We start from the raw sequence: 26,679 nt of genomic DNA on the forward strand, positions 1-26,679 counted from the left end.
CTCTTTCGGTGAAATTGCAACCGTGTCAACCACGTACCCCCCACCAGCATTCCATGCCCTGAGGGCCCGCGAGCCCGCCGCGGCGGGCGATCCGGAACGCCGGAAGGCGCGGCCCGCGGGCCGCGCCTTCCGCCCGGGTCAGCGGCCGCCGGGCAGGGTCAGGCCGATGACCAGAGGGTCGTGGTCGGAGGAGCGGTAGGCGTCCGGCTGGTAGAGGCCGGGCGGGTTGAACTCGGTGTTGTAGTCGCGGATGCGCGGCTCGTCGGAGTTGATGTGCCAGATCGTGGTGCTGGTCACCCGCTTGAGCAGCTGCTTGCCTGCGAAGGCGTGGTCGAGCTCGCCGGCCAGGCCGTCGAACAGGTAGCTGTAGCGCTGCGCCTGCGGCACGAACCGCTTGGTGAGGCTGGTCAGGCCGCCGGCCTCCAGCGTGTCGATCGGGTCCTCCTCGCCGTAGGCGTTGAGGTCGCCGAGCACGAGCGGGTTGGGCAGGTCCTGGTCGCCGATGATGCCGAGCAGCGCCTGCGCCTGCTTGACGCGGGTGGGGTTCCAGCAGCTCTGGCCGTCGCCCTGGTCGGCGTCGGGGCCGCCGGCCGGGCAGCTGCCCTTGGACTTGAGGTGGTTGACGATCATGGTGAACGGCTGGCCCCCGCCCTTCCTGCGGAAGGTCTGGATCAGCGGCGGACGGCTGAAGACGGGGTCCTCCGAGGCCCTGGTCTCGCCGACCGGGGTGAGCTTGCCCGGCTTGTAGATCAGGCCGACCTGGATGAGGTCCGTGCCGGGGTAGGGGTGGCTGAGCGCCGCGTACGTGCCTGCGCCGACCTCGGCGTTGACGGCGTCCACGAGCGCCTGCAGCGCGGTCTGGCCGTTGTTCTCGACCTCCATGAGCGCGACCGCGTCGGCGTCCAGGCCCTTCAGCGCGGCCACCAGCTTGGCGAGCTGCCGCTGCTGCTCACCGGCGTTGCTCGCGCCGCGCGAGCCGATGGTGGTGAACCAGTTGAGGGTGTTGAACGAGGCCACCTTCACGTTGCCCACCACCGGGAAGGGCCGCGGCGTGCGCGGGTTGGCGTCCAGGTAGGCGATCGGCTTGGTGGGCTGGAGGCGGTACTTGCCGAAGCCGTACCCGAGCACGCCGGTGACGCCGGCGGCCACGGTGCCCGCCCGCGTGACGGGCGGCAGCGTCGCCGGGTTCTCCCGGTTGGAGCCGTCGTCGATGAGCAGCGAGCGGCGCGTGTCGGCGGCGGGGTCCACGCCGGGCCGGTCGGTGGGCTGGTAGAGCCGGCCGTCCGCCGACACCGTGACCTCGCCGAAGCGGCCCAGGTTGTAGTTGTCGTCCACGGTGAGCGGCTGCGGGAAGGTGAGCAGCATGTTCTCGACGGCCTCAAGGCCGTCCGCGGCCGGGGGCAGCGTGTACGGCTGCGCCGCCACGCTCCCGGTGCCGCAGACGTCCACGGCGGTGACCGGGGACAGCTCGGTCCAGCCGTTGAACTCGGTGGCCTTGCCGGTGACCAGGACGCGGTCGCCGGTCTTGACGTCCTTGACGGACTCGCGGGCGAAGACGAACAGGCCCTCGGAGGTCCTGGGGTCGGCGTCCGGCCGCGGGTCCTGGAGGAAGAAGCCGCTGAGCTGGTCGGTCCGCTGGAAGTCGCCGGTCACGATGCCTTCGACCCGTACGGTCTGGCCGGTCAGGGGGCCGGTGTCGCCGCTGCCCTGCACCTCGGCCACGCGGCGGTCGGCCGGGGTGTCGCAGGGCGCCGCCGCCGTGTCGGCGAGGGCCGGGGTGGCGGTCAGGGCGCCCGCCACGAGGGCAGCGAGTGCTGATCGGGATAAAACGCGCATGACCGGCACTTTAGAGGGATTATTGCCCGCATATTTCCACACAAAAGTGGATAGAACATTAAATCATCGAACCTTGACATTGGCGGCACGCGGGTATGACCAGTGCATGGACTGGGTCACCTGCGCGTTTTCTGCTGCCTGCCCCGGAATCGCCCAACAGCCGTCCGGCCTGTGCCTGGCGCATCTGCCGGTCGAGGACCTGCCCGCCGTCCTCGCCCGGTTGTCCCCCGGCAGGCTGCTCGACCTCCGCGGCACCACCGTCAACGGCGACCTGCTGTCGCGGGTCCTGGAGGCGACGAGTTGCAGACCGGGCCGCGCCCGGCTCGACCGGGCCAGGTTCACCGGCGACGTCAGGCTGTCGGGCGTGACGTTCACCGGGGACGTGTCGCTCGACGGAGCCAGGTTCGAGCGGCTCGCCTCCTTCTTCGGGGCCCGTTTCGAGGGGAACGTGTCGCTGGCGGCGGCCAGGTTCTCGCGCGAGCTGTCCTTCCACGGCGTACGCGTCCGGGGGCACGTCTCGCTCGACCGGGCCGTGATGTCCCGCGACGCGCTGTTCGGCCAGGCCGTCTTCGAGCACGGGCTCTCCTGCGAGGGCGCCCGCTTCGACGGGTACGCCACCTTCGACGACGCCCGCCTGGGCACCGGCGCCACGTTCCGCGGGGCCAGGTTCGGCCGGACCCTCTCCTTCCGCAAGGTGCGCGGGCAGGCGGGGTTCGACTACGCCCACTTCGCCGGGGACGCCTACCTGTCGGCCTCCGGCAGGCTCTCGGCCGCGCGGTCCCGCGCCGACGGCCTGCTCGACGTGACGGTCGCGCGCTGCGGGGTGGACCTGCGGCGGGCCGAGGTCTTCGGGAACGCCACCGTACGGCTGACCGACTCCAGCGCCGACCTGGAGGGCGCCGTGCTGCACGGACCCGCCTCCGTGACCGGCAAGGGGCTGTCGATGCTGAGCTCGCTGCGCCAGGTGGACGCCGCCAGCCTCACGCTGACCGGCCTCGACCTGTCGGGATGCGGCTTCGCCGGGCTCACGCACCCGGCCGGGGTGCGGGTCAGGAACTGCACGTTCGCGCTCACGCCGCGCGGCGTGCGGGTCAGCCTGCGCCGTCCGATGCTGCGCTGGATCTCGCGGCGCAGCGCGCTGGCCGACGAGCACGCCCTGCGCGGCTGGGACGCCTCCGGCGGCTCGCCCACGACCCCCGACCGGCTGGCCGCCCTCTACGCCGGGCTGCGCGGCCGGATCGAGGACCGCGACACCTCGGCGGACTTCGCCTTCGCCGCCATGGAGATGCGCCGCCAGGCCGGTGAGCACTGGTGGCTGTCGCTGTCGTGGCTGCTGTGGGGGTATGGCATGCGGCTCGGACGCGCGGTGGCCTGGTGCACGCTGCTCGCGGCGCTGACGGCGGCGGCGGTGCTGTGGAGCTCCACCTCGCACGCGGCCCGCGAAGCGGTCCACCACAACCCGGTCCTCCATCAGTAGCCGGGCGGAGCGGGCCGCCACGGACCCTCCACCGGCAACCGGGCCGAGCGGGCCGCCACAACCCGGGCCTGCACCGGCGGGCGGGACGAAATGCGGTGGCAGGCGGCGGAGCGGGCTCGCTAGGGTCGCGCCGGTGAGTACCGATCCGCTGCCGCTGCTCTGGTTGACCGGCCCCACGGGCGCCGGGAAGTCCTCGGCCGGGTGGGAGATCTTCAACCGGCTCGGCCGGAGCGGCGTCAAGACGGCGTTCCTCGACGCCGACCAGATCGGCCTGTGCCATCCGGCGCCGGAGGGCGGCCCGCATCGCCTGCGGGCGCGCAACCTGGCGGCCCTGTGGCCCGGCTTCCGGCGCGCGGGGATGCGCTGCCTGGTCCTGGCCGGTTTCGTGGACACGCCCGAGGAGGTCGGCGAGTACACCGCGCTGCTGCCCGGCGCGGCGTTCACCGTGTGCCGGCTGCGGGTGCCCCACGCGGAGCTGAGGGAGCGGTTCCTCGGGCGGGGCTGGCGTCCGGACCTGGTGGAGGACGCCGTGGCCGAGGCCGTCGAGCAGGACCGCAGCCGGTACGCCGACCTGTGCGTGGACACCGGCGGCCGGACGGTGGCCGAGACGGCCCATCTGGTGCTCGACCGGCTGGACGGCTGGCCGCCGCCCGTCACCGTCCCTGTCGCAGAAGAGGCGCACGTCCCGGCTGTTCCGGGTGCGCCGGTTCCCCTGTTGTGGTTCTCGGGGGCGACGGCGGCCGGGAAGTCGACGGTCGGCTACGAGGTCTTCAGCCGCGTCCACCGGTCGGGCGTCCGGGCCGCCTACGTCGATCTGCGGCAGATCGCCGCGCTGCGCCCGTCCACCGGGGAGGAGGGCCGCCGGCTCAGGGCACGCGGCCTGGCCGCGCTGTGGGACGGTTACCGGGCGGCCGGCGCCCGATGCCTGGTCGTCTCCGGCGGGGCGGACTCCGACGCGACCGTCCGCGCCTGCACCCGCCTGCTTCCCGGCCTGACGCCGACCGTGTTCCGGCTGCACGCCTCCCCCGCCACGCTGCTGGACCGCGTACTGCTGCGCGGCCGGGGAGGCGGCCCGGCCACGCCCGGCGACGAGCTGCGGGGGCTCGGCCCGGACGCCCTGCGGGCCGTGGCCGGGCGGGCGGCGCGGGAGGCCGCCGCCCTCGACCGGGCGGGGGCGGGCGACGTGCGCCTGGACACCGACGGCCGGCCGCCGCAGGAGGTGGCCGCGCGGGTCATGGCCCACGTCCGGCTTCCGTCATAGTGACTTTGCGCATTCGTTCAGTTACTTTGAGTGACGAGCCGCAGAGTGCGGCCGACAGTTTCGGAGGTGTCCCCCGTGCCCCGCATCGCCACCAAGATCAGCGCTGTCCTGGCGTCCGCCGTCCTGCTCGCCGCGGCGGGAGCCGTCCCGGCCCAGGCGGCCGGAGAGGCGTACTTCGAGTTCACCGACACCGACGGCCGGTCCCGGTTCGTCATGCAGCTCACCGACCCCGGCTCCATCCGGCACGCCCGCGACCTGCTGTCCGGCGCCACCGACGAGCGGCCGCACGTGCACGGCCGCATCGCCAAGCGGCCCGTCGCCTACAACGCCCGGTGGAGCTACCACCTGCAGCCCGAGACGATCAACTTCTTCGACGTGGCCATCGAGGTCTGCGACGCGCGCATGACGTACGTGGAGGACCACCTCGACGAGGTGGGCGGCGCGTTCCTGCCGGGCGGCCACTGGTGCCCGTGGAGCTCGCGCCTGACCCGCGAGCTGCCGGCCATGTAGGAGCCCGGCTCACAGGGCGGTGGCCAGTTCCTCGATGACGGTGAAGTGCCGGGGCCAGCCGCCGCCCATGATCCGGCGGGAGAGCTGCTGGGTGGGGTCGTCGGGGTCGAAGCCCTCGTGGTCGAGGAACAGCCGGGTGCCCCGGCCCTCGGGCACCAGCCGCCAGGTGACCGTCCAGTCGGCCTGCTTGCGGTCGCTCCAGCTGATCCGCAGCAGCTTCTCCGCCTCGAACTCCAGCACCTGGCAGTGGACCCTCCCGTCGAACCCCACCGCCTTCCTGGGCTGGGTGGTGAAGGTGAACCGGTGGCCCACCTCCAGCCGGAAGTCGTTGGGCATCAGCCAGCGGGCCATCAGCTCGGGGTCGGTCAGCGCCCGCCACACCTTGGCCGGCGGGTGCTTGAGAAACTCGTCCAGCCTGATCGCGGTCCGGTCCTCAGCCATCCTCTTCCTCCATCTCGTCGAGCAGCGCGGACAGGCCGGTCAGCTTCTCGCGCCAGAACCTCTCGTACGGGGTCAGCCAGTCGCGGATCTCCATGAGCGGCTCCGCCTCCAGCTGGTAGTGCCGTTCGCGCCCCTTGCGGGCCTCGGCCACGAGCCCGGCGTCCTTGAGCACCTTGAGATGCTCCGAGACGCTGGGCCGGCTCATGTCGAAGCGCTCGGCCAGCCGCCCGGCGGGCTGGGGGCCTTCCTGGAGCAGCAGGCGCAGCAGTTCGCGCCGGGCCGGGCTGGCCAGCGCGGTGAAGACGTGGTCGGCGGTCATGCCTGGCTGACCACGAACCCGTTGCCGAACGGGTCGCGGAACAGGAGCTGGCGTCCCCACGCCTGCTCGCTCGGCCCCTCGAAGGCGACGTCGTTCGCGGCGAGGCGGGCGGCCAGGGCGTCGAGGTCGGGCGCGGCCACCACGAGCCCGCCGACGGGGGCCATGTCGGGGAACCAGGAGGCCAGCAGGAGCGCGGTCGCCGCGCCCTTGGGGGCGACGGTGAGCCAGCGGCCCATCGGGAACGGGTTGTCGGTGCGCACCTCGAAGTCGAGCGCGCCGGTGTAGAAATCGAGCGCCCGCGCCTGGTCGGCGACGGGCACGGTGACGGTGAGGATCCCGGAAATCAGCATGTCGGACACTATACGTAGGATTTTTCCGACATATCAAGTCGTGGCCGGAAATATCGGGGACTTCCCTGATAGGCCATCGGCGGCTGACTCCGTAAACTGGGATCATGCGGATCGACGACTACGTGGCCGACCTCGATCGTGCGCTCTCCGGCCCGTCCGGCGCGAAGCGCGACCTGGTCGTCGAGGCCCGCGACAGCCTGTCCGACACCGCCGACGCCCTGGAGGCCGACGGCCTCGACCGCGCCGAGGCCGAGCGGCTGGCGGTCGCCGAGTTCGGCCCGGTCACCGAGATCGCCCCCGGCTACCAGAGCGAGCTGACCGCCGTGGCCGGGCGGCGGCTGGGCCTGCTGCTGTTCATCAGCGTCCCGCTGACCGCGCTCATGTGGTCGATGGTGTGGCGCACCTACCCCGCCGACCCGGCGCTGTGGATGGGCCGTCCGGCCTGGTACCACCTGATCTCGAAGCTGCTCGACGTCTGCCAGCTCGCCACCGGCCTGTACGGCGGCCTCGCCCTGCTGGCGCTGGGCCGGGGCGCGCGCTGGATCCGCCGCCCGCACCTGGTGACCAGGTCGCTGGGCATCGTCGTGTGGGGCATGCTGCCGCTCGGGGGCGCCATGAGCCTCGTGCTGTCCTACAGCCCGCCCGGGCCCGGCACGATGACCGGCTACCTGCCCGCGTTCCTGGCGAACCTGGTCACGACCGCGTTCTGGGGCCTGCAGATCTACGGCGCCACGCGCTGCCTGCGGGTCAGCCGCGCCCGCCGGCCCGCCGCCGCCCCGTCAGCCTGAGGCTCGCGCGTCGGCCCGTCAGCCTGAGGCCCGCGCGTCTGCTCGCGCGCCGCCCCGTCAGCCTGAGGCCCGCGCGTCGGCCCTGCTGTCGGCCTGGAGCACGCCGCCGATCACGCTGGTGAACTCCCGCCAGGCCGACCGCTCCCCTTCGAGCTGCTTCCTGCCCGGTTCGGTCAGCCGGTACGTGCGCCGCTTGCGGCCGCCCACCGTGGCCCACTCGCTGGCCAGGTAGCCGACCCGTTCCAGCCGCCGCAGCGCCGGATAGACGGTGCCGGTGGGCACGCTCAGCGCGCCCCCGCTGCGCTCCTGGAGCGCCTCGATGATCGCGTAGCCGTGCAGCGGCTCCCGCTCCAGCACCGAGAGCAGCAACGCGTCCATGTGCCCGCGCAGCGCGTCTGGATTCATGGTCCTGATCCTAGACAACCGTTCGCCATGTAGCCAGTCTACATGTAGGCTGCCTATATGTAGGTAGGCACAACAACGGAGTCGATCGAATGGACGTACTCGAACTCGCCCGCACGCAGTTCGCCGTGACGGGAAGCCTGCACTTCCTGTTCGTCGTGCTCACGCTCGGGCTGGCGCCGGTCGTGGCGCTCATGCACACCCGCCACGTGCTCTCCGGCAGCGCGCTGCACGGCGGCATGACGCGGTTCTGGGGGCAGATCTACGTCATCAACTACGCCCTGGGCATCGTCACCGGCCTGGTGATGGAGTTCCAGTTCGGGCTGTCGTGGAGCGGGCTGTCCCACTACGCCGGAGACGTCTTCGGCGCGCCGCTGGCCATGGAGACGCTGGTGGCCTTCTTCCTGGAGTCCACGTTCCTCGGCTTGTGGATCTTCGGGTGGGGACGGCTGCCCAAGTGGCTGCACCTGGCCTGCATCTGGCTGGTGACGCTGACCGCGTACGCCAGCGCCTTCTTCATCATGGTCGCCAACTCCTTCCTGCAGAACCCGGCCGGCTCGGTGGTCAGGAACGGCCGGCTGGAGCTGGTCGACTTCGGCGCCCTGCTCACCAACAAGACGCTGATCTTCTCCTTCCCGCACGTCATCGGCGCGGGGCTGCTGACCGGCGGCCTGGTGCTGGCCGGGGCCAGCGCGTACCAGCTGCGGCGGCGCACCCGCGAGACGCTGTTCTTCGCCAAGTCGCTGCGCACGGGGGTCGGCGTGGCGGCGGTCGGCGCCTTCCTGGCCCTGGGCTTCGGGTACGCCCAGTTCGGCGGCGTCCAGGAGGGCAAGTTCGACGGCGACGCGGGCGCCGGGGTGCCGCTCGGGCTCATGATCGAGATCGGCCAGCTCCTGGCGTTCGTGCTGCTGTTCGTGCTCCTGCCGATCATCTACTGGCTGCCGAGGTGGCGCTGGACGCACCCGGTGCTGATCGTGATGACCCCGGTGCCGTTCGCGCTGGCCATCCTGGGCTGGATGGCCAGGGAGATCGGCCGCCAGCCGTGGATGGTCTGGCACAAGCTCACCGTGGCCGACGCCCTGACGCCCGGCCTGACCTCGGGCATGGTCACCGCCTCGCTGATCGGGTTCGCCGGTGTGCTGGGGCTGCTGGCGGTCGTCGACTACGTCCTCATCGCCCGGCTCGTCCGGCGCGGCCCGCGCGACCTCGACCTCGGGGCGCTCCCGGCCGGCGCCGAGCCCGCCCCGGCGATGAGCTACTAGGAGTGCTGACATGGAAGTGATCTGGTTCCTGTTCTTCGCGGTGCTGCTGGCCGGGTACTTCGCCCTGGAGGGCTTCGACCTCGGCGTCGGCCTGCTGCTGCCGGTGCTGGGCAGGACGCGCGGCAACCGCGACCGCATGGTGGCCGCGATGGCGCCGTTCGTGCTGGCCAACGAGGTGTGGCTGGTGGCGGTGGCCGGGACGCTGTTCGGGGTGTACCCGCGCCTGGAGGGCGAGGTGCTGTTCGGGCTCTACCCGCTGGTGGTGGCCATGCTGCTGAGCTGGATCGTGCGCGACGCCGGGCTGTGGTTCCGGCGGCGGCTGGACGGCGCGAGGTGGCGCGGCTTCTGGGACGCGATGATCGCGTTCGGGTCGCTGGGGCTGTCGTTCGGGTGGGGCATGGCACTGCACGCCGCCGCCACCGGGTTCGCCTCCTCGCCGGTGCATCCGGTCGGCGTGCTGCTGGGCGTGCTGGTGACCCTGCTGTTCGCCTTCCACGGGTGGACGTTCCTGGCCTGGCGGGAGCCGGGCGTGTTCGGGGCCGTCCGGTCGGGGCGGGCGCTGCTGCTCTCCGGGCTGGTGGCCGCGCTGCCCGCGATCGGCCTGCTGGCGGGGGCCATGCCGTACTTGCTGGAGCACAGCGCGCCGGCGGCTACGTTGAATGTGCTCAGTGTCATGGCGTTGCCGTTCGCGCCGATCATGCTGGGCGCGCAAGTATGGGTATGGCGGACTTTCCGGCCAGGTAAGGGCGCCGTCCCGCTCCCCTCGTTCTTCTGAAGGCCACGTGCATAAGGATCTTCTGCGGCTCATGCGGGCCGAGCGCTCGGTGCGCCGCCACCTGACCGTCACCATGGTCGCGGCCGTGCTCGCCGGGCTGCTCGTGCTCGCGCAGGCCGAGCTGCTGGCCGGCGTGCTGTCGGGCCGGTTCACCGCCGCCGCGCTGGGGGCGCTGGCCGCCGTCGTGGGCGTCCGGGCGCTGCTGGCCTGGACGCAGGGCGTCTTCGCCGGGCGCACCGCGACGGGCGTGAAGTCCGCGCTGCGCCACCGGCTGCTGGCCCGCCTGGGCGAGCTGGGCCCGTCCAGGCTGACCGGTCACCGGTCGGGCGAGCTGGTCACGCTGACCGGCCGCGGCCTGGACGGCCTCGACGCCTACCTGACCGGCTACCTGCCCTCGATCGCGGTGGCGGCGGTGGTGCCGGTGGCCGTGCTGGTCCGGCTGTTCACCGCCGACCTGGGCAGCGCGGTGATCGTCCTGGTGACGCTGCCGCTGATCCCCGTCTTCGGCGCGCTGGTCGGCATGACGACCAAGGCCGTCACCGAGCGGCAGTTCCACGCCCTGTCGCGGCTCGGCGGGCACTTCCTCGACGTGGTGCGCGGGCTGCCCACGCTGCGCGCCTTCGGGCGGGCCCGCTACCAGGCCACCGTCATCCGGCAGGTCGCCGACGCCCACCGCAGCGCGACCATGCGCACCTTGCGGGTGGCGTTCCTGTCGTCGCTGGTGCTGGAGCTGTGCGCGTCGCTGTCGCTGGCGCTGGTGGCGGTGCCGATCGGGCTGCGGCTGCTCGGCGGCTCGCTGGACCTGACGACGGCGCTGCTGGTGCTGCTGCTGGCGCCGGAGGCGTACCTGCCGCTGCGGGCCATGGGGACCCGGTTCCACGCCTCCATGGAGGGCGTGGCCGCCGCCGACGCGGCCTTCGCCGTCCTGGACGAGGCCGCCGGCGACCCGTCCGGCCCCGCCCGCCGGTACGACGGGCACGGCGCGCCGGAGATCCGCCTGGAGAACGTGACCGTCCGCTATCCCGGCAGGGACGAGCCCGCCCTGGAGAACGTGACGCTCACCATCGCGCCCGGCGAGCGGGTGGCGCTGGTCGGCGAGAGCGGCGGCGGCAAGAGCACCCTCCTGAACCTGGTCCTGGGCTTCCTGCGCCCGTCCGAGGGACGCGTCCTGGTCGACGGCGCCGACCTGCGCGAGCTGGACCTGGACAGCTGGCGGGCGGCCCTGGCGTACGTGCCGCAGCGCCCCCACCTGTTCACCACCTCCGTGGCCGACAACATCCGGCTGGGCGCGCCCGGCGCGACCCTGGAGGAGGTCCGGCGGGCGGCCGCCGCCGCGCACGCCGACTTCGTGGACGGCCTGCCCCAGGGTTTCGACACCGTGGTCGGCGAGCGCGGCGCGAACCTGTCGGCCGGCCAGCGGCAGCGCGTGGCCCTGGCCCGGGGCTTCTGCCGCCCGGACGCCACGGCGCTGCTGCTCGACGAGCCCACCGCCCGCCTCGACGGCCGCAGCGAGGCCGCCGTCGTGGCCGCCACCGCGCAGCTCGCGCGGGGGCGCACCGCCGTCATCGTCGCCCACCGGCCCGCGATGATCGACCTCGCCGACCGGATCGTGCGGGTGCACGAGGGCCGCGTCGTCTCCGACACCACCCGCGACCGGCCGGCCCACCCGGACGGCGACGATCTCCGGGAGCCGCAGGGCGTGGCCTCCCTTCCCGAGGGGAGCGCGCGATGAACCGGCGCATGGGCACCCGGCTGGTGTGGGCCGTGCTGGCCGGGGCGGCCGCCGACCTGGCGGGGCTGGGGCTGATCGCGGCCGCCGCCTGGCTGATCACCAGGGCCGCGCAGCAGCCGTCCCTGGCCGCGCTGAGCGTGGCGATCGTGGCGACCAGGGCGTTCGCGACCGGCAAGGGCGTCTTCCGCTACGCCGAACGGCTCACCGGCCACGACGTGGCCCTGCGCGCCCAGGCCGGCACCCGCGAGCGGCTCTACCAGGCGCTCGTCCCGCCCCAGCGTCCCCGCCACGGCGGCGCCGACCTGCTCAGCCGCATGGTGGACGACACCGAGGCCGTCCAGGACCTGCTGGTCCGCGCGCTGCTCCCGGCCGCCGCCGCGCTGCTGACCGGGCTGGCCGCGGTCGCCATCGGGCTGTTCGTGCTGCCGCTGACCGCGCTGGTGCTGGTGGCCGGGCTCGTGGTGGCGGGCGTGCTGCTGCCCGCCGCGACCGCCGCCGCCGCGCGCCGCTGGTCGGCCCGGATCGCCCCGGCCAGAGCCGCGCTGGCGGCCCGCGTGGCCGACCTCGTGCACGGCTCGGCCGACCTGGCCGCCTACGGCGCGGGCGAGCGGGCCCTGTCCGGCGCGCTGGCCGCCGACGAGGCGCTGGCCGCGCAGGAGCGCCGCCAGTCGCGCGTGCACGCCGCCGCGCTCGCGGTCGGGACGCTGGCCCAGGGCCTGACGGTGGCCGCCATCGTGCTGCTCGCCCAGGGGGCGGGCGCCGGGTCCGTCGCCACGGCGGTGCTCGCGCTGACCGCGCTGGTGTCGTTCGAGCCGGTGCTGCCGCTGGCGGCGGCGGGCGAGCGCATGGCCGGGATCACCGCCGCGATCCGGCGGCTGCGCGAGGTCCGCGCCGCCGCGCCGGCCGTCACCGAGCCCGCCGCGCCCGCGCCCGTGCCGTCGGCTCCGCTGACGGTCGAGGTCGACGACCTCGTCGTCCGCCACCCCGACGCCGCGCGGCCCGCGCTCGACGGCGTCTCCCTGCGCCTGACCCCCGGCCGCCGGGTGGCGATCGTCGGCCCGAGCGGGGCGGGCAAGAGCACGCTGCTGGCCGCGCTGATGCGCCTGGTCGAGCCCGAGTCGGGAAGCGTGCGCGTCAACGGGACCGACCTGCGCGACCTGTCCGGCGACGACGTCCGCACGCTGATGACCGGCCTCACCCAGGACCCGTACATCTTCCGCACGACCCTGCGCGACAACCTGCGCCTGGCCGGGCCGGACGCCGGCGACGAGCGGCTGGCGGCGGCCGTGCGGGAGGCCAGGCTCGGCCCGTGGGTCGAGCGCACCGGCTGGGACGCCGAGCTCGGCGAGGACGGCAGGACCGTCTCCGGCGGCCAGCTCCAGCGCCTGGCCCTGGCCAGGGCGCTGCTGTACGACCCGCCCGTGCTGCTGCTGGACGAGCCCGCCGAGGCGCTGGACGAGGAGACCGCCGACCGCCTGATGGCCGACCTGCTGGACGTCATCCGCGACCGCACCACCGTGCTGGTGACCCACCGGCTCAAGGGCCTGGAGTCGGTGGACGAGGTCGTGGTGCTCGACGAGGGCCGCGTCGTCCAGCGCGGGCGGCACGACGAGCTGGTGGCGGCGCCCGGCTACTACCGCGACCTGTGGGAGTCCGAGGCGCTGACCAGGCGCTGACCAGGCGCTGACCGATCCTTCGCCTTCGCTTTGAGTTTGCGTCGCCATCAGGTTTATGATGCAAACCTGTTTGCGGGTAAGAGGAGTTGGCATGGTGGACGACGATCGAGCGCGTACTCCCGAGGAGACGCTGCGGCTGATCGAGCAGCAGCGCACCGCCACGGTCCGGCGCCTGCACGGCGACCCCGTGCTGCTCTACGTCCCCTGGGGCGTGGCCTGGCTGCTCGGCTTCACGGCGCTGTTCCTGCACTACGGCCTCGACGGCGTCCCCTATGCGCCGATCTCCCGCCCGCAGGCGCTCATGGTGCTGTTCGCGGGCATGTCGCTGGCCGGGGCCATCGCGATCTTCGGCATGGTGCGGCTGGGGGCGCAGGTCCGCGGCGAGAGCTCGGCCAAGGGCATGATGTACGGCTACGCCTGGACGGCCGGCCTGGTCTCCATGACGGTGCTCGCCATCCGCTTCAGCCCCCAGCTCCCCGCCACCGAGAGCGGCCTGCTGTGGGGCGGCGGATTCATGATGCTCGTCGCGCTGCTCTACATGGCCGGCGGCGCGATCTGGACGTACTGGCCGATGTTCTTCGTCGGCGTGTGGGCGGCGGTGGTCAACGGGGTGGGCGTCATGCTCGGCGCCGGCTGGCACGCGCTGCTGACGGCCGTGCTGACCGGCGGCGGCTACATCGCGGCCGGCGTCGTGCTGCGGCGGCGGATGTGAGCCCCGACGGGGCCGTCCCCGAGCTCGACCCGGTGATCCACGCGCAGGCCAGGCTGCGGGTGGTCGCCACGCTCAACACCCTCGGCGGGCGCGACGAGATCGCCTTCCCCTCGCTGAAGGACCTGCTCGGGATGACGGCCGGCAACCTCTCGGTGCACCTGACCAAGCTGGAGGACGCCGGTTACGTCCGCATCACCAAGACCCACAAGGGCCGCACCCCCGTCACCTACGTCGCGCTCACCCAGCGCGGACGGCTGGCCTTCGAGGACTACACCAAGGCGATCCGCGCCTTGCTCGACAACGCTGGAGGAACCCCATGACGGCCCTCGCCAGAACGGTGGAGGTCACCCGCCGCTACGGGGACGTGCTCGCGCTCGACCGCGTCTCGCTCGACATCCGGGCAGGAGAGCTGGTCGGCCTGCTCGGCCCGAACGGCGCGGGCAAGTCCACCCTGATCAACCTGTTCGTCGGGCTGCGCCGCCCGACCTCCGGCACGGTCGAGCTGTTCGGCGGCTCGCCCCAGGACCCCGTCATCCGCCGGGGCATCGGCGTCACCCCGCAGGAGACCGGCCTGCCCGAGTCGCTGCGGGTCGGCGAGATCGCCGACTTCGTGCGCGCCCACTTCCCCGACGCGCTCGGCAGGGACGAGCTGCTCGGCCGCTTCGGCCTGAGCGACCTGGTCAAGCGGCAGGTGGGCGGGCTGTCCGGCGGCCAGAAGCGGCGCCTGGCCGTCGCGCTGGCCTTCGCCGGCCGCCCGCGCCTGGTGTTCCTGGACGAGCCGACGACCGGCCTCGACGTCGAGGCCAGGCGCACCCTCTGGGACGGCATCCAGTCCTTCCACGCCGAAGGCGGCACGGTCGTCCTGACCAGCCACTACCTGGAGGAGATCGAGGCGCTGGCCGAGCGCGTGGTCGTCGTCGGGCAGGGCCGCGTCCTGGCCGACGACACCGTACGGGCCGTGCGCGACATGGTGGGCGTGCGGCGCGTCTCGCTCGACGCCGAGGACCTGCCCGAGCTGCCCGGCGTGCTCAGCACCGAACGCCAGGACGGCCGCGTCAGCCTGCTGACCGCCGATCCCGACCGGCTGGTGGTCGAGCTGGTGCGCAGCGGCACCCCGTTCTCCGGGCTGGAGGTCAGGCCGACCACGCTGGAGGAGGCCTTCCTCACCATCACCTCGACCTCGCCCCCCAAGGAGAGCGCGCATGTCTAGCCTGATCGTGGCCCACACCCGGCTGCAGCTCGTCGAGCAGTTCAGGGTGCCCATCGGGATCCTGGCCAGCTCCATGTTCCCGGCCATCTCGATGCTGGCGTTCGTGGTGCCGTTCGCGGGCGGCGACCCGGCGGCGGCGACGTCGGCGACGGGGGCGCTGATGTTCTTCGGCGCCATGTCCTCGGCGGTGATCGGGCTCAGCGCGTCGGTCTCGCAGGACCGTGAGCAGCCCTGGGAGCCCTACACCCGCACGCTGCCCGCCGGGCCGTTCCCGCGCCTGGCCGGGCGGATGGTCTCGACGGTGGTCCTGATGCTGCTGTCGGTGGTGCCGGTGCTGGTGGTCGCGGCCCTGCTGACCGAGGCGGTCATCACGCCGGTCCGGCTGGCCCTGGGGCTGGCCGCGCTGGTCGCCGGAGGGGTGCCGTTCATGCTGATCGGCCTGTTCCTGGGCCTGACGCTGCCGTCGAAGGCGGCGCTGGCGGTGGCGCAGATCGTCTTCTTCCCCGTGGCGATCGTGGGCGGGCTGATCCTGCCGCCGCAGATCCTGCCGGACATCGTGGAGGCCTTCTCGCCGTACGTCCCGTCCAGGGGCGCGGCCGAGCTGATCTGGGCGGCCATCTCGGGGGTCCGTCCCGACGGGGTCGCGCTGGTCATGCTGGGCGTCTGGACGGTGGTCGCGGCGGCGGCCGCGGCGTGGGCCTACCGCCGCGACGAGGGCCGCCGTTTCGCCTGACGGGGGCCGGCGTCCCGCCTGGGGGCGGCGGTTCGCCTGATGGGGGGGTGTGCCGCCGAGTCCGCAGCGATCTCAACGGCACACCCGTCTCCGGGAGGGGGTCCTTGTGTTTACTTCTTCTCTTGGAGGGTGACGGTGGTCTCCGCGGACCGGCCGTCCCTCATATATGTGATCTTGACCTGTTGGCCCGGTTTGAAACCTCTGACCTGTCCAACAACCGTATCGCCTGAGTCAACAGGTGTGTCCCCAATCTTGGTGATCAGGTCGCCCTCCTGCAGCCCGGCCCTGGCCGCCGGGCTGTCCGCGGTCACCTGCCGGATCAGCGCGCCGGGCACGTCGCCGGTGGCGTCGGTGACGCTCACGCCGAGGAAGGCGTGGCTGACCTTGCCGCTCTTGATGAGCTGCTCGGCGACCTGCTTGGCGGTGTTGACCGGGATCGCGAAGCCGACGCCGCCGCCGGCCGCGTCGGAGGCGATGGCGGTGTTGATGCCGACCAGCGCGCCCGCCGCGTTCACCAGCGCGCCGCCGGAGTTGCCGGGGTTGATCGCGGCGTCGGTCTGGATGACGTCGCCGATGGTGGTGCCCTCCACCGGGCTCTGCTGCTGCTCGCCGCCGAAGCCGGGGGGAAGCTGCTGACGCTGCTCGCCGCCCAGCTTGAGCGTACGGTTCAGGGCGCTGACGATGCCCCTGCTGACCGACCCGTCCAGGCCGAGGGGGCTGCCCATGGCCAGCACGTCGTCGCCGACCTTGAGCTGGTCGCTGTCGCCCAGCGTGGCCTTGGTCAGCCCCGAGACGCCCTCGGCCTTGATGACCGCGAGGTCGGTGGCCGGGTCGGTGCCCACGACGGTGGCCTTGGCCGTCTTCCCGTCGCTGAACTTGACCGTCATCTGACCCCCGCCCTGCGAGGCGCCGACGACCACGTGGTTGTTGGTGAGGATGAGGCCGTCCTCGGAGAGCACGACGCCCGACCCCTCACCCGTCTGCCCCTGGATCATGACCACCGACGGCTGCACCCGCTCGGCCACCTCGGCGGTGGACAACTGGTTGGAGGCGGCCCTGAGCACCGGGCTCGGCGCGCTGACCACCTGCTGCGGCTCGGGCTGGAACGCGGTCGCGACGGCGGCCCCCACGACACCGCCGCCGATGGCCATCGCGGCCAGCGCGAGCCCGGCGACGGCCTTCTGCCCGGCGTTGAGCCGCGCCTTGACGGGGGTGGACGGCGGAGGAGGAGGCGGCTGCTCCATGACGATCGTGTCCCGTCGGGGGAAGCCCCCGGCGGCCGGCGGGGTGGCGCCGAACTGGCTCCACCCACCGGTGCCCTGCTCGCGAGGCTCGTTCGCGTTCATCTGTCATCTCCCTCAAGTCCCTATGACTCAAGGGTGCCAAGAGGGGCGTAAGAGCTGGTTAAGGCGCTGATCGGAACTCTGTGAGACGACTCACTCACACCTTATCTCCGCTGCTCACCGCCCGGACGTATCCAGACAAAAGCAGAAAAGAATCTACAAATGCGAATCGTCACAGGGGTATTGGTCACAGCGGGGGCGCTGCTCAGCGTACGGGGCGCTGCTTGAGCCCGGTTCAGCCGGAGGGCGGGGTACGGCGGTCGCGGGTGGCGGTTCTCACCGCGACGACCACGATCAGCGCCGCGACGATGAGGACGGCCAGCAGCGCGAGGATCACGGTGGGTCCGAAGAGCATGAACGACTCCTGGTTGGGCGGGCCGGAATGTGGGCGGTGGCTCAAAGGTGCAGCGGCGGGAGGACGCCGAGTGCTCGCAGCACTCCTACCACTATGGCGACGGGGATGATCATCATCATCCCCGTGCGACGGATTTTCCGGTACAGGTGCGCCATCCTGCGCGCCTCACGCCACTCCCGCTCGTGAGCCTGCCGCGCCCGTAACTCTGCGATCTGCGCTCTGCTGACGACCTTGAGCCTGCTCCGGTCGATCTCCTGGGGCATGACCCCATTCTGGTGCCCGATGCGGCCTTCGTTCCACCGGCAGGTCCGGTCAGCGGCGGGCGCGGACGGCCGCTTCGATGCGCAGGGCGAAGCCGCCCAGGGCGATCACCAGATAGACGAGCAGCCAGGCGGTGGGCTCGTCCTGCCACGGCCTGACGATGGTGAGCACCGACAGCGCCAGGCCCAGGCAGATGGCGAGGGTGCCGATCGTGCGCACCGCCGAGGCGGGGTCACTGTCGCCCCCCTCGGACGCCATGAGGACGGGGACCTGGTTGGGGACACGGTCGTCGGCGTGCTCGCCTGCTGAAGAGGTCACGGGTCCAGAGGCTGCCACCCCGAGATCAAGATCCGATAGCTGCCGGATCTACGATCGGACGACGAGGAGCCGCGGCCTCCGCCTGGTACGGGGTCAGGTCTGGAGGGAGCGCCAGGATTCCAGCGTGGCTTCGGCGATCGTCTCGATGCGCCGGCCGTACGCCGGATGGCCGTCGGACACGAAGCTGCCGTCCCGGACCGGGAGGTCGCGGAAGGTGGCGCGGAAGTGCCGGGGCGGCCCGCCCGGCGGGAGCGGCGCGTACGCCGACAACGGCTCCAGGTCGTGGACCGGCCGCCTCCCGCGCCGGTTCCTGGCCACCTGGCGGGCTCCCACGCGGAGCAGCGCGTCCAGGCCCCGGTCCAGGCAGAGCTGCAACTGGCGGTACTGGCCGTCCAGGTACTTCGGGTGCGCCCCGGACGGATGCTGCAGGAAGTAGGCGCAGACCACCACCGCGTGCCACCGGTACATGCCGGGATCGCCCTGCTCTTCGGCCAGGACGGCGTGGTAGTAGTCCACGCAGGCGCCCAGCGGTCCGGCGGACGCGCCGCACTCGCACCGGGCCACGGTCGGACGATCCGTCATGGCCCGCACCCTAGGCGGCCGCGAGCGGCGCTGTCGAGGCGCCGGCCTCGACCGGGCGGCCCGGCGGCACCCTCGCGTCACGTGCCGCCGGGGCGTTCGCGGTCATCGGTCAGGTACGGGCGGGCCAGTATTCGTCTCTCAAGAGGCGCTTGTAGAGTTTGCCGGTCGGGTGGCGCGGCAGCTCGTCGCGGAAGTCGACCGACTTCGGGCACTTGTAGTGGGCCAGGTGCTCCCGGCAGTACGCGATCAGCTCCGCCTCCAGCGCCGGCCCCGCCTCCGCCGCCGTCATCGCCTGGACCACGGCCTTGACCTGCTCCCCCATCTCCTCGTCCGGCACCCCGAACACGGCCACGTCGGCCACCTTGGGGTGGACGGCCAGCACGTTCTCGGCCTCCTGCGGGTAGATGTTCACCCCACCCGAGATGATCATGTACGAGCGGCGGTCCGTGAGGTACAGGAAGCCGTCGGCGTCCAGGTAGCCGATGTCGCCGAGGGTGGTCCAGCCCCGCCCCTTCGGGTCCTGCGCCGAGCGGGTCTTGTCGGGGTCGCCGTGGTACTCGAAGCGGGCGCCGTTCTCGAAGTACACCGTGCCGTGCTCGCCCGGTGGCAGGTCCTCGCCCTCCTCGTCGCAGATGTGCACGACGCCGAGCAGCGAGCGGCCGACCGTGCCCTTGTGCTCGAGCCAGTCCTCGGAGCCGACGTAGAGGAAGCCGTTGCCCTCGGTGCCCGCGTAGTACTCGTGGATCACCGGCCCCCACCAGGAGATCATCTGCTCCTTGACCGGCACGGGACACGGCGCGGCGGCGTGGATGGCGCAGACCAGCGACGACAGGTCGTACTTCTTGCGGGTCTCCTCCGGCAGCTTCAGCATCTTGATGAACATCGTCGGGACGAGCTGCGAGTGCGTCACCCCGTACCGCTCGACCAGCCGCAGGTACTCCTCGGGGTCGAAGCGTTCCATCACCACCACCGTGGCGCCGAGCCGCTGGAAGGACAGGCAGTAGCGCAGCGGCGCGGCGTGGTACAGCGGCGCGGGCGAGAGGTAGACGCTGTCGGCCGACGGCGCGAACAGCGCCTGGATGAGCCGGACCAGCGTGTTCGACTCGGTCAGCGGCGCCAGCGAGGCGGCCACCTTGACGCCCTTCGGACGGCCGGTCGTGCCCGAGGAGTAGAGCATGTCGGCGCCCTGGCACTCGTCGGCGATCGGGGTGACCGGGCAGCCGGCCACCGTCTCCTCGTAGGAGACGAAGCCGTCGGCGACGCCGTCGAGCATGAGCCGCAGCTCCACGCGCGGCGTGGCCTCGGTGATCGAGGTGGCCACCTCCGCCAGGTTCGCGCTGGAGATGAAGGCCCGGGCGCCGCAGTTGTCCACGATGTAGGCGAGTTCGTCGGTCTGCAGGCGGGAGCTGATCGGCGTGTAGTACAGGCCCGCGCGGTGCGCGGCCCAGGCGATGGCCAGGAAGAGCGGGTGGTTGGCGAGCATGAAGGCGACGTGGTCGCCGGGCTTGAGCCCGGCCGCGCGGAAGGCGTGGGCCAGGCGGTTGGACTCCTCTTCGAGCTCGCGGTAGGTGAGGACCTGCCCGGAGCCCGCCATGATCACAGCGGGCTTGTCGGGGGTGACGGCTGCGATGGCTCCCGGGTACATATTAGAACAGTATTCGGTCCGTCGGCGGCGGCGCTAGGGCGCGCCGAAGCCGCGGCCCCCCGGCGGAGGGCCGCGGCTTTCGAGTCCGCCGGCGCCGGGATCTACTCGGCGGGGATCACCGAGCCCTCGTACTTCTGCTTGATGAAGTCCTTGACCTTCGGGTCCTGGAGCAGCTTGCCGAGGGTGACGATGTTGGCGTCCTTCTCGTGGCCGGCCTGCACGACGAGCCCGTTGACGTACGGGTTGCCCTCGGTCTTCTCCAGCACCAGCGCCTGACTGGCGGGCTTGAGCCCGGCCTCGATGGCGTAGTTGCCGTTGATCACCGCGGCGTCCACGTCGTCGAGCGAGCGCGGGAGCTGGGCCGCCTCAAGGGGCTTGAACTGCAGCTTCTTGGGGTTGTCCGTGACGTCGCGCTCGGTGGCCGCGGTGCCGGCGCCGTCCTTGAGCTTGACCAGGCCGTTGTCGGCGAGCAGCTTGAGCGAGCGGCCGAGGTTCGTGGCGTCGTTGGGGACGGCCACGGTGGCCCCGTCCGCCAGCGCCGACAGCGAGGTGATCTTCTTGGAGTACAGGCCGAGCGGCTCCAGGTGCACCGGGGTGACGAAGCTCAGCTTGGTGCCCTTGGAGGCGTTGAAGTCGTCCAGGTAGGGCTTGTGCTGGAAGAAGTTGGCGTTCAGCTGGCCCTCGTCGAGCTGCACGTTCGGCTGGACGTAGTCGGTGAACTCGACTATCTCCAGCTTCAGCCCGGCGGCGGGGGCCAGGTTGTCCTTGACGAACTTCAGGATCTCGCCGTGCGGGACGGGGCTCGCGCCCACCTTCAGCACCGTATCGGCCGACTCGGCGGCGGGGGTGGTGGTCGCGGACTGCGACGTACCGCATGCGGCGAGCAACAGGGACAGCGCGGCAGCACCCAATATCGAGCGAATCTTCATGATTTTTCCCTTACTTATGTGAAATGCGCCGAGCGACCCAGTCGCCCAGACTCTGCAGAATTTGCACGATGACGATGAGCAGGACGACGGTCACGATCATCACGAGCGTCTCGAACCGCTGGTAGCCGTAGCGCACGGCCAGGTCGCCGAGCCCGCCGCCGCCGACGGTGCCCGCCATGGCCGAGTACCCGATGAGCGCGACGATCGTGACGGTCAGCCCCGACACCAGGCCCGGCAGCGCCTCGGGCAGCAGGACCTTGCGCACGATGGCGGTCCGGCTGGCCCCCATGGCCTGCGCGGCCTGGACGACGTCGGTGCCGACCTCGCGCAGCGCCGTCTCGACCAGCCGGGCGAAGAACGGCACGGCCCCCACGGTCAGCGGCACCACCACGGCCGCGGTGCCGATCGTGGTCCCGATGACGAGCCGGGTGAACGGGATGATCGCGATCATCAGCACGATGAACGGCAACGACCGCCCGATGTTGACGACGATCCCCAGCACGGACTTCACCGCCGGCAGCGGGCGCAGCCCGTCCCGGTCGAAGGCCACCAGCGCCACGCCCAGCGGCAGCCCGAACAGCACGGTGAACAGCGTGGCCCACCCCACCATCTGGGCGGTCTCCCACGTGGCCGGCCACAGCAGCGGCACGATCTCTTCCCAGGTCATGCGGCCTCCCCCGCGACTTCGACGAGCAGCCCCGACTCCCGCAGGAACGACAGCGCCGAGGACGACTCCGCGCCGGTCAGCGCCACGCGCAGGCGGCCGACCGAACCGCCGGCCAGGTCCTCGATCGAGCCGCCGAGGATGTTGACGTCCACGTCGAACCTGCGCGCCAGCTCCGAGACCAGCGGACGGCCCGGGTCACCGGTGAAGGTGAGCGTGACGGAACCGGCCGGAGCGGGCTCGGGCAGCGGGAAGATCTCCCTGGTCAGGCGGGATCCGGGGGTCCTGATGAGGTCGGCGATCGTCCCCGACTCCTCGACGCGGCCCCCGGCCATGATGGCCACCGAGTCGCAGACGCTCTTGACGACGTTCATCTCGTGGGTGATGAGCAGGATCGTCAGGCCCAGCTCGGCGTTGAGCCGCTTGAGCAGGGCGAGGATCGACTGGGTGGTGGCCGGGTCCAGCGCGGAGGTGGCCTCGTCCGACAGCAGCACCGACGGGTTGCCCGCCAGCGCCCTGGCGATGCCGACGCGCTGCTTCTGGCCGCCGGAGAGCTGGTGGGGGCGGTCGCCGCCGCGTCCCTGGAGGCCGACGAGGTCGAGCAGCTCGGCCACGCGCCGCTGCCGTTCGGCCCTGGGCACGCCCATGACCTCCAGCGGGAATGCGACGTTGCCGGCCACCGTGCGCGAGGACAGCAGCGCGAAGTGCTGGTGGATCATGCCGATGCGCTGCCTGGCGCGGTTGAGCTCGCGGCCGGGCAGGGCGGTCAGGTCCTGCCCGGCGACGGTGACCGTGCCCGCGGTGGGGCGTTCGAGCAGGTTGACGCAGCGCAGCAGCGTGCTCTTGCCGGCGCCGCTCTGGCCGAGCACGCCGTAGATCTCGCCCTCGCGCACATGCAGGTCGACGCCGTCGAGCGCGACGGTCTGGCCGTACTGCTTGCGCAGGCCGGAAGCCTGGATCACGAAATTTCCCCACGAGTGAGAGCGGCCTGATGGCGGGCCGCTTCCTTACACGAACATCACCGTCGCAGCGGTGGGATCTAGTGGCTGCCCGGAGGGAACGGCAGGTGGCTCAGCCTGCGCAGCACGAAGCAAAAAGTGTGGATCATGGTGACCTTCGAGGAGAACGGGCGGGATCTGGTCTCTAACGGGCCGGCATTCGCCCCATACGCATGCGACAACACATGGCGTCCCGGTGGGCGCGGTGGTCGTTCGCGTATGCCTCGTTCACGCCGGTGCTAACGCCGCCTTTACATACTCCTATTCCGGGGAATTGTGGTGATCTGCGTCACTCAGCACCGCGGTGAGGAAACCGCCGCGCGGGGCGGGGCGGTTGTACCGGGCCGCGAGGGCGGCGGCTTCGACCGTACGCGCCCGCCAGCCGCGGGCCGTCAGCCGGGCGACGGCGTCCTCGCCAGGGCCGCCCTTCCAGAGCGTGGCGATCCGCCGCAGCTCGGGCATCGTGCGCGCCCGCTCGGCGAGCACGGCGGCCGCGGCCGGGTCGTGCTCGAAGGCGAGCCTGCTGCCCGTCGCCGACAGCGCGCCGACGTCGTCGAGGAGCCGCCCGGCCTCGGCCGGGCTCAGGTAGATCAGCAGGCCCTCGATCAGCCAGGCCGTCGGCCGCGCCGGGTCGAACCCGGCCGCGCGCAGGGTGCCCGGCCAGTCCTCGCGCAGGTCCACCGGCACCGGGACGCGTTCGCACCGCGCCGTCGCGGCCAGCCCGCGCAGCACGCCGTCCTTGAACGCCAGCAGTTCGGGCAGGTCGAGCTCGAACAGCCGCACGCCCGGCGGCCAGTCGAGCCGGAAGGCGCGGGCGTCGAGCCCGGCGGCCGGCAGGACGACCTGGTCGCAGCCGCAACCGCTCAGGTAATCGTCGAAGAACCTGGTCCTGAACACCAGGTGGGCGCTGAAGAGATCACCCGCCCCGCTCCCCCGCCCCGCATCCGGCGACCCGGCGTCCGCCGCCGCCACGAAGGCGCCCGCGTACGGGTCGTCGAACAGCCGGCCGGGCCGCTCGCTCTCGCGTGCCCGTAACCAGGCCGCGCCCACCGCCGTCCTCGCCACCCCATTCATATCGCTGACGATACATCTCCAGCGATACACTCGGCCGGCATGAACGTGGCACGACTGCGAAGGCTCGGACGGCGGCTGGTGGAGCTGTCCAAGACGGCGGCCGGCGAGACCAAGGGCCCGCCCCTCACCCCCGGCGAGGAGGCCGTCTTCGAGGACGTGCTGCGCCACCCCGGCGGCACCGTCGGCGAGATCCAGGCCAGGACGGGCTTCGTCCAGAGCCACGTGTCGGCCTCGGTGGCCCGGATGCGCGAGCGCGGCCTCGTCCGGACCGAGCCCGACCCCGGCGACGGGCGGCGCACCCTCGTCACGCTGACGGAGCCCGCGCTGGCCGCGGTCCACCGCCGGGCGGCCAGACCGGTCGAGGAGGCGGTGCGCGCGGCCGTGGGCGACGATCCCGAACGCGCGGCCCGCGTCATGGCGCTGCTGGAGGAACTGGAGGCCCTGCTGCTCCCCGGCTGACCCCGGCCCGCCGCTTTCTTCAGGCCCCTGTACATGGAGCCGCCCCGCCGCGCCCTGAGAGCAGGGTGCGGCGGAGCGGCGCCGGGTGCGGCGTCAGGCCGCGACCGTGGTGGCGACCTCGGCCGGGGTCAGCGCGATGTCGAGGACCTCGCGCACGTCGCTGACCGCGTGGATGGTCAGCTCGTTGCGCACCTCCTCGGGCACGTCGTCGAGGTCGGGCTCGTTGCGGGCCGGGATGAGCACCGTGGTGATGCCCGCCCGGTGGGCGGCCAGCAGCTTCTGCTTGACGCCGCCGATCGGCAGGACCCGCCCGGTCAGCGAGATCTCACCGGTCATGGCGACGTCGGCGCGGACCTGGCGGCCCGACAGGAGCGAGGCCAGCGCGGTGGTCAGCGTCACGCCCGCCGAGGGGCCGTCCTTGGGGACGGCGCCCGCCGGGAAGTGCACGTGGACCGAGCGGTCCTTCAGCGCGGTGACCGGCAGCTCCAGCTCCGCGCCGTGCGAGCGCAGGTAGGACAGCGCGATCCGGGCCGACTCCTTCATCACGTCGCCGAGCTGGCCGGTCAGGGTCAGGCCGGTCTCGCCGGTCTCCGGGTCGGCCAGCGACGCCTCCACGTAGAGGACGTCGCCGCCGGCCCCGGTCACCGCCAGGCCCGTGGCCACGCCCGGCACGGAGGTGCGCTGGGTGGACTCGGGCAGCGACGACTCCGGCACGAACCGCGGCCTGCCGATGTAGCCGACCAGGTCGTCGGGGCCGACCGTGACGGGCAGCTCGTCCTTGGCCGCCACCTTGCGCAGGATCCTGGCGACCGCCCGCTCCAGCGAGCGCACGCCCGCCTCGCGGGTGTACTCGCCGGCCAGCCGCCGCAGCGCGCCGTCGTCGACCTTGACCTCCTCGGCGGTCAGCCCCGCGAGCTCAAGCTGCCTGGGCAGCAGGTGGTCGCGGGCGATGGCGACCTTCTCGTCCTCGGTGTAGCCGTCGAGGGTGACGACCTCCATGCGGTCGAGCAGCGGGCCGGGGATGGCCTCCAGCACGTTGGCCGTGGCCAGGAACAGCACGTCGGACAGGTCGAGCTCGACCTCGAGGTAGTGGTCGCGGAAGGTGTGGTTCTGGGCCGGGTCGAGGACCTCCAGCAGCGCCGCCGTAGGGTCGCCGCGGTAGTCGGCGCCGACCTTGTCGACCTCGTCGAGCAGGACGACCGGGTTCATCGAGCCGGCCTCGCGGATGGCCCGGACCACGCGGCCCGGCAGGGCGCCGACGTAGGTGCGCCGGTGCCCGCGGATCTCCGCCTCGTCGCGTACGCCGCCGAGCGCGACCCTGACGAACTTGCGGCCCATCGCGCGCGCCACCGACTCGCCCAGGGACGTCTTGCCGACCCCGGGAGGACCGGCGAGGGCCAGGACGGCGCCGCTGCGCCGGCCGCCCACCACGCCGACGCCCTTGTCCTGGCGGCGCTTGCGCACGGCCAGGTGCTCGATGATGCGGTCCTTGACGTCGTCGAGGCCCTTGTGGTCGGCGTCGAGCACGGCCCGCGCGCCCGCGATGTCGTAGTTGTCCTCGGTACGCTCGTTCCACGGGATGTCGAGCACCGTGTCCAGCCAGGTGCGGATCCAGCCGCCCTCCGGGGACTGGTCGGAGGTGCGCTCCAGCTTGTCGACCTCCTTGAGCGCGGCCTCGCGCACCTTCTCCGGCAGGTCGGCGGCCTCGACGCGGGCCCGGTAGTCCTCCTCCTCGCTCTCGGCGGTGTCGCCGTTGAGCTCCTTCAGCTCCTTGCGGACCGCGGCGAGCTGCTGGCGCAGCAGGAACTCACGCTGCTGCTTCTCCATGCCCTCCTGGACGTCCTTGCGGATCGTCTCGGCGACGTCGAGCTCGGCGAGGTGCTCGCGGGACCACTCGATGAGCCTGGCCAGGCGGTCGGCCGGGTCGGCGGCCTCCAGCAGCTCGACCTTCTGGGCGGTGGTCAGCCACGGGGTGTAGCCGGAGCTGTCGGCCAGCACCGAGGGGTCGTCGATCTGGTTGACCTGGTCGACGACCTGCCAGGCGCCGCGCTTCTGCAGGATGGTGGTGGCCAGGGCCTTGTACTCCTTGGCCAGCTCCTGGGCGCGCTCGCCGGCCGGGACCGTGTCGATCGTGTCGGCCTCGACCCACAGCGCTGCGCCGGGGCCGGTGGTGCCGGTGCCCACGCGCACGCGGTTGACACCGCGGACCACGGCGGCGGGCTCACCGCCGGGCAGCCTCCCGACCTGCTCGATCACCGCCTGGACGCCGACGGCGCCGTAACGGCCGTCGATCCGGGGAACGAGGAGGACCCGCGGCTTGTTACCACCGGACGCGCGAGCCGCGTCGATCGCAGCACGCACCTCGGAGTCGGACAGGTCCAGCGGAACCACCATGCCCGGCAGGACGACCTCGTCGTCGAGCGGCAGGACCGGGAGGATCAAGCTCTCACTCATGCGAACTCCAAAGGGTTGAGTTATACCGACTCAATTCATTGGAGCGCGCTGTTGTTCCCAACCTTGCCGATGTTCGCTCACGGCGATCGTAATGTTGTAAGCGATACCTGAGG

28 protein-coding genes are annotated in these 26,679 nt (G+C 72.3%); 13 read left to right on the forward strand and 15 right to left on the reverse strand.

Annotated features, from left to right (window positions below; genetic code table 11):
- Positions 1 to 138: 138 nt before the first annotated feature.
- Complete coding sequence (locus ACIBQ8_RS00965) at positions 139 to 1,836, reverse strand: ExeM/NucH family extracellular endonuclease (protein ID WP_397190624.1); 1,698 nt, start codon at positions 1,834 to 1,836, stop codon at positions 139 to 141.
- A 106-nt stretch (positions 1,837 to 1,942) separates the two neighbouring features.
- On the opposite strand from ACIBQ8_RS00965, the gene ACIBQ8_RS00970 reads away from it, so the two are divergent.
- The 3 genes from ACIBQ8_RS00970 (at position 1,943) to ACIBQ8_RS00980 (ending at position 5,084) form a co-directional block, all read left to right on the forward strand.
- Positions 1,943 to 3,313: a pentapeptide repeat-containing protein gene (locus tag ACIBQ8_RS00970; RefSeq protein ID WP_397167951.1), complete on the forward strand. Its 1,371-nt coding sequence runs from the start codon at positions 1,943 to 1,945 to the stop codon at positions 3,311 to 3,313.
- Positions 3,314 to 3,446: 133 nt separating this feature from the next.
- The gene (locus ACIBQ8_RS00975; RefSeq protein ID WP_397167952.1) at positions 3,447 to 4,574 is read left to right on the forward strand and encodes a hypothetical protein; all 1,128 of its coding nucleotides are present in this window, start codon (positions 3,447 to 3,449) and stop codon (positions 4,572 to 4,574) included.
- 75 nt (positions 4,575 to 4,649) lie between these two features.
- Complete coding sequence (locus tag ACIBQ8_RS00980; RefSeq protein WP_397190625.1) at positions 4,650 to 5,084, forward strand: calmodulin-binding protein; 435 nt, start codon at positions 4,650 to 4,652, stop codon at positions 5,082 to 5,084.
- Between the two features lie 9 nt (positions 5,085 to 5,093).
- Here the strand turns inward: ACIBQ8_RS00980 and ACIBQ8_RS00985 are convergent, their stop codons facing one another.
- From ACIBQ8_RS00985 to ACIBQ8_RS00995, 3 genes are read right to left on the reverse strand one after another with little or no spacing between them, the layout of a single operon-like run.
- Entirely contained in the window at positions 5,094 to 5,525 is a 432-nt protein-coding gene (locus ACIBQ8_RS00985; RefSeq protein ID WP_397167954.1) for an SRPBCC domain-containing protein, read from the reverse strand.
- On the reverse strand, positions 5,518 to 5,844 hold the full coding sequence (locus tag ACIBQ8_RS00990; RefSeq protein WP_358293072.1) for a metalloregulator ArsR/SmtB family transcription factor: 327 nt from the start codon (positions 5,842 to 5,844) through the stop codon (positions 5,518 to 5,520). Before ACIBQ8_RS00990 ends, ACIBQ8_RS00985 begins: the two co-directional genes overlap by 8 nt.
- Positions 5,841 to 6,194: a VOC family protein gene (locus ACIBQ8_RS00995; RefSeq protein ID WP_397167956.1), complete on the reverse strand. Its 354-nt coding sequence runs from the start codon at positions 6,192 to 6,194 to the stop codon at positions 5,841 to 5,843. The genes ACIBQ8_RS00990 and ACIBQ8_RS00995 overlap by 4 nt, the downstream gene beginning before the upstream one ends.
- A gap of 104 nt (positions 6,195 to 6,298) precedes the next feature.
- Here ACIBQ8_RS00995 and ACIBQ8_RS01000 point away from each other — a divergent pair, with 104 nt between their 5' ends.
- On the forward strand, positions 6,299 to 6,982 hold the full coding sequence (locus ACIBQ8_RS01000; RefSeq protein WP_397190626.1) for a permease prefix domain 1-containing protein: 684 nt from the start codon (positions 6,299 to 6,301) through the stop codon (positions 6,980 to 6,982).
- 57 nt (positions 6,983 to 7,039) lie between these two features.
- Here ACIBQ8_RS01000 and ACIBQ8_RS01005 read toward each other — a convergent pair whose 3' ends face one another.
- Positions 7,040 to 7,387 (reverse strand): helix-turn-helix transcriptional regulator, encoded by a 348-nt coding sequence (locus ACIBQ8_RS01005; RefSeq protein WP_397167959.1) that lies wholly within the window; start codon positions 7,385 to 7,387, stop codon positions 7,040 to 7,042.
- Positions 7,388 to 7,476: 89 nt separating this feature from the next.
- On the opposite strand from ACIBQ8_RS01005, the gene ACIBQ8_RS01010 reads away from it, so the two are divergent.
- From ACIBQ8_RS01010 to ACIBQ8_RS01045, 8 genes are all read left to right on the forward strand, one after another.
- Positions 7,477 to 8,646, forward strand: coding sequence for a cytochrome ubiquinol oxidase subunit I (locus ACIBQ8_RS01010; protein ID WP_397190627.1), 1,170 nt, complete (start codon positions 7,477 to 7,479; stop codon positions 8,644 to 8,646).
- 10 nt (positions 8,647 to 8,656) lie between these two features.
- Positions 8,657 to 9,421 carry a cytochrome d ubiquinol oxidase subunit II gene (locus tag ACIBQ8_RS01015; RefSeq protein WP_397167962.1) on the forward strand — a complete coding sequence of 255 codons (765 nt, stop codon included), beginning with the start codon at positions 8,657 to 8,659 and terminating at the stop codon, positions 9,419 to 9,421.
- Positions 9,422 to 9,428: 7 nt separating this feature from the next.
- Positions 9,429 to 11,153 carry a thiol reductant ABC exporter subunit CydD gene (gene cydD, locus ACIBQ8_RS01020; RefSeq protein ID WP_397190628.1) on the forward strand — a complete coding sequence of 575 codons (1,725 nt, stop codon included), beginning with the start codon at positions 9,429 to 9,431 and terminating at the stop codon, positions 11,151 to 11,153.
- Positions 11,150 to 12,829, forward strand: coding sequence for a thiol reductant ABC exporter subunit CydC (gene cydC, locus ACIBQ8_RS01025; protein ID WP_397190629.1), 1,680 nt, complete (start codon positions 11,150 to 11,152; stop codon positions 12,827 to 12,829). Before cydD ends, cydC begins: the two co-directional genes overlap by 4 nt.
- A 91-nt stretch (positions 12,830 to 12,920) precedes the next feature.
- Positions 12,921 to 13,541, forward strand: coding sequence for a hypothetical protein (locus tag ACIBQ8_RS01030; RefSeq protein WP_397190630.1), 621 nt, complete (start codon positions 12,921 to 12,923; stop codon positions 13,539 to 13,541).
- Entirely contained in the window at positions 13,538 to 13,861 is a 324-nt protein-coding gene (locus tag ACIBQ8_RS01035; RefSeq protein WP_352328377.1) for a transcriptional regulator, read from the forward strand. Before ACIBQ8_RS01030 ends, ACIBQ8_RS01035 begins: the two co-directional genes overlap by 4 nt.
- Entirely contained in the window at positions 13,858 to 14,751 is an 894-nt protein-coding gene (locus tag ACIBQ8_RS01040; RefSeq protein ID WP_397190631.1) for an ABC transporter ATP-binding protein, read from the forward strand. The genes ACIBQ8_RS01035 and ACIBQ8_RS01040 overlap by 4 nt, the downstream gene beginning before the upstream one ends.
- Positions 14,744 to 15,484 (forward strand): ABC transporter permease, encoded by a 741-nt coding sequence (locus ACIBQ8_RS01045; protein WP_397190632.1) that lies wholly within the window; start codon positions 14,744 to 14,746, stop codon positions 15,482 to 15,484. The genes ACIBQ8_RS01040 and ACIBQ8_RS01045 overlap by 8 nt, the downstream gene beginning before the upstream one ends.
- A 110-nt stretch (positions 15,485 to 15,594) precedes the next feature.
- On the opposite strand, the gene ACIBQ8_RS01050 is transcribed toward ACIBQ8_RS01045, so the two are convergent.
- The 9 genes from ACIBQ8_RS01050 to ACIBQ8_RS01090 form a co-directional block, all read right to left on the reverse strand.
- A complete protein-coding gene (locus ACIBQ8_RS01050; RefSeq protein ID WP_397167973.1) occupies positions 15,595 to 16,830 on the reverse strand; it encodes a S1C family serine protease in 1,236 nt (411 codons plus the stop codon).
- Positions 16,831 to 17,223: 393 nt separating this feature from the next.
- Positions 17,224 to 17,445, reverse strand: coding sequence for a hypothetical protein (locus ACIBQ8_RS01055; protein ID WP_397190633.1), 222 nt, complete (start codon positions 17,443 to 17,445; stop codon positions 17,224 to 17,226).
- A 49-nt stretch (positions 17,446 to 17,494) separates the two neighbouring features.
- Entirely contained in the window at positions 17,495 to 17,761 is a 267-nt protein-coding gene (locus ACIBQ8_RS01060; RefSeq protein WP_397190634.1) for a hypothetical protein, read from the reverse strand.
- A gap of 93 nt (positions 17,762 to 17,854) precedes the next feature.
- The gene (locus ACIBQ8_RS01065; protein ID WP_397190635.1) at positions 17,855 to 18,343 is read right to left on the reverse strand and encodes a DUF5946 family protein; all 489 of its coding nucleotides are present in this window, start codon (positions 18,341 to 18,343) and stop codon (positions 17,855 to 17,857) included.
- 109 nt (positions 18,344 to 18,452) lie between these two features.
- Complete coding sequence (locus ACIBQ8_RS01070; RefSeq protein WP_397167980.1) at positions 18,453 to 19,988, reverse strand: AMP-binding protein; 1,536 nt, start codon at positions 19,986 to 19,988, stop codon at positions 18,453 to 18,455.
- Between the two features lie 101 nt (positions 19,989 to 20,089).
- On the reverse strand, positions 20,090 to 20,917 hold the full coding sequence (locus ACIBQ8_RS01075; RefSeq protein ID WP_364333824.1) for a MetQ/NlpA family ABC transporter substrate-binding protein: 828 nt from the start codon (positions 20,915 to 20,917) through the stop codon (positions 20,090 to 20,092).
- 10 nt (positions 20,918 to 20,927) lie between these two features.
- The gene (locus ACIBQ8_RS01080; protein WP_397167981.1) at positions 20,928 to 21,584 is read right to left on the reverse strand and encodes a methionine ABC transporter permease; all 657 of its coding nucleotides are present in this window, start codon (positions 21,582 to 21,584) and stop codon (positions 20,928 to 20,930) included.
- The gene (locus ACIBQ8_RS01085; RefSeq protein ID WP_397167983.1) at positions 21,581 to 22,543 is read right to left on the reverse strand and encodes a methionine ABC transporter ATP-binding protein; all 963 of its coding nucleotides are present in this window, start codon (positions 22,541 to 22,543) and stop codon (positions 21,581 to 21,583) included. The genes ACIBQ8_RS01080 and ACIBQ8_RS01085 overlap by 4 nt, the downstream gene beginning before the upstream one ends.
- A gap of 297 nt (positions 22,544 to 22,840) precedes the next feature.
- Entirely contained in the window at positions 22,841 to 23,653 is an 813-nt protein-coding gene (locus ACIBQ8_RS01090) for an SAM-dependent methyltransferase (RefSeq protein ID WP_397190636.1), read from the reverse strand.
- A 39-nt stretch (positions 23,654 to 23,692) separates the two neighbouring features.
- Here ACIBQ8_RS01090 and ACIBQ8_RS01095 point away from each other — a divergent pair, with 39 nt between their 5' ends.
- The gene (locus ACIBQ8_RS01095) at positions 23,693 to 24,112 is read left to right on the forward strand and encodes a MarR family winged helix-turn-helix transcriptional regulator (RefSeq protein ID WP_397190637.1); all 420 of its coding nucleotides are present in this window, start codon (positions 23,693 to 23,695) and stop codon (positions 24,110 to 24,112) included.
- A 93-nt stretch (positions 24,113 to 24,205) separates the two neighbouring features.
- Here the strand turns inward: ACIBQ8_RS01095 and lon are convergent, their stop codons facing one another.
- The gene (lon, locus tag ACIBQ8_RS01100) at positions 24,206 to 26,566 is read right to left on the reverse strand and encodes an endopeptidase La (RefSeq protein ID WP_397167989.1); all 2,361 of its coding nucleotides are present in this window, start codon (positions 26,564 to 26,566) and stop codon (positions 24,206 to 24,208) included.
- Positions 26,567 to 26,679: the final 113 nt, after the last annotated feature.

This window comes from Nonomuraea sp. NPDC049646 (genome assembly GCF_044465525.1).
Classification (GTDB): Bacteria; Actinomycetota; Actinomycetes; order Streptosporangiales; family Streptosporangiaceae; genus Nonomuraea.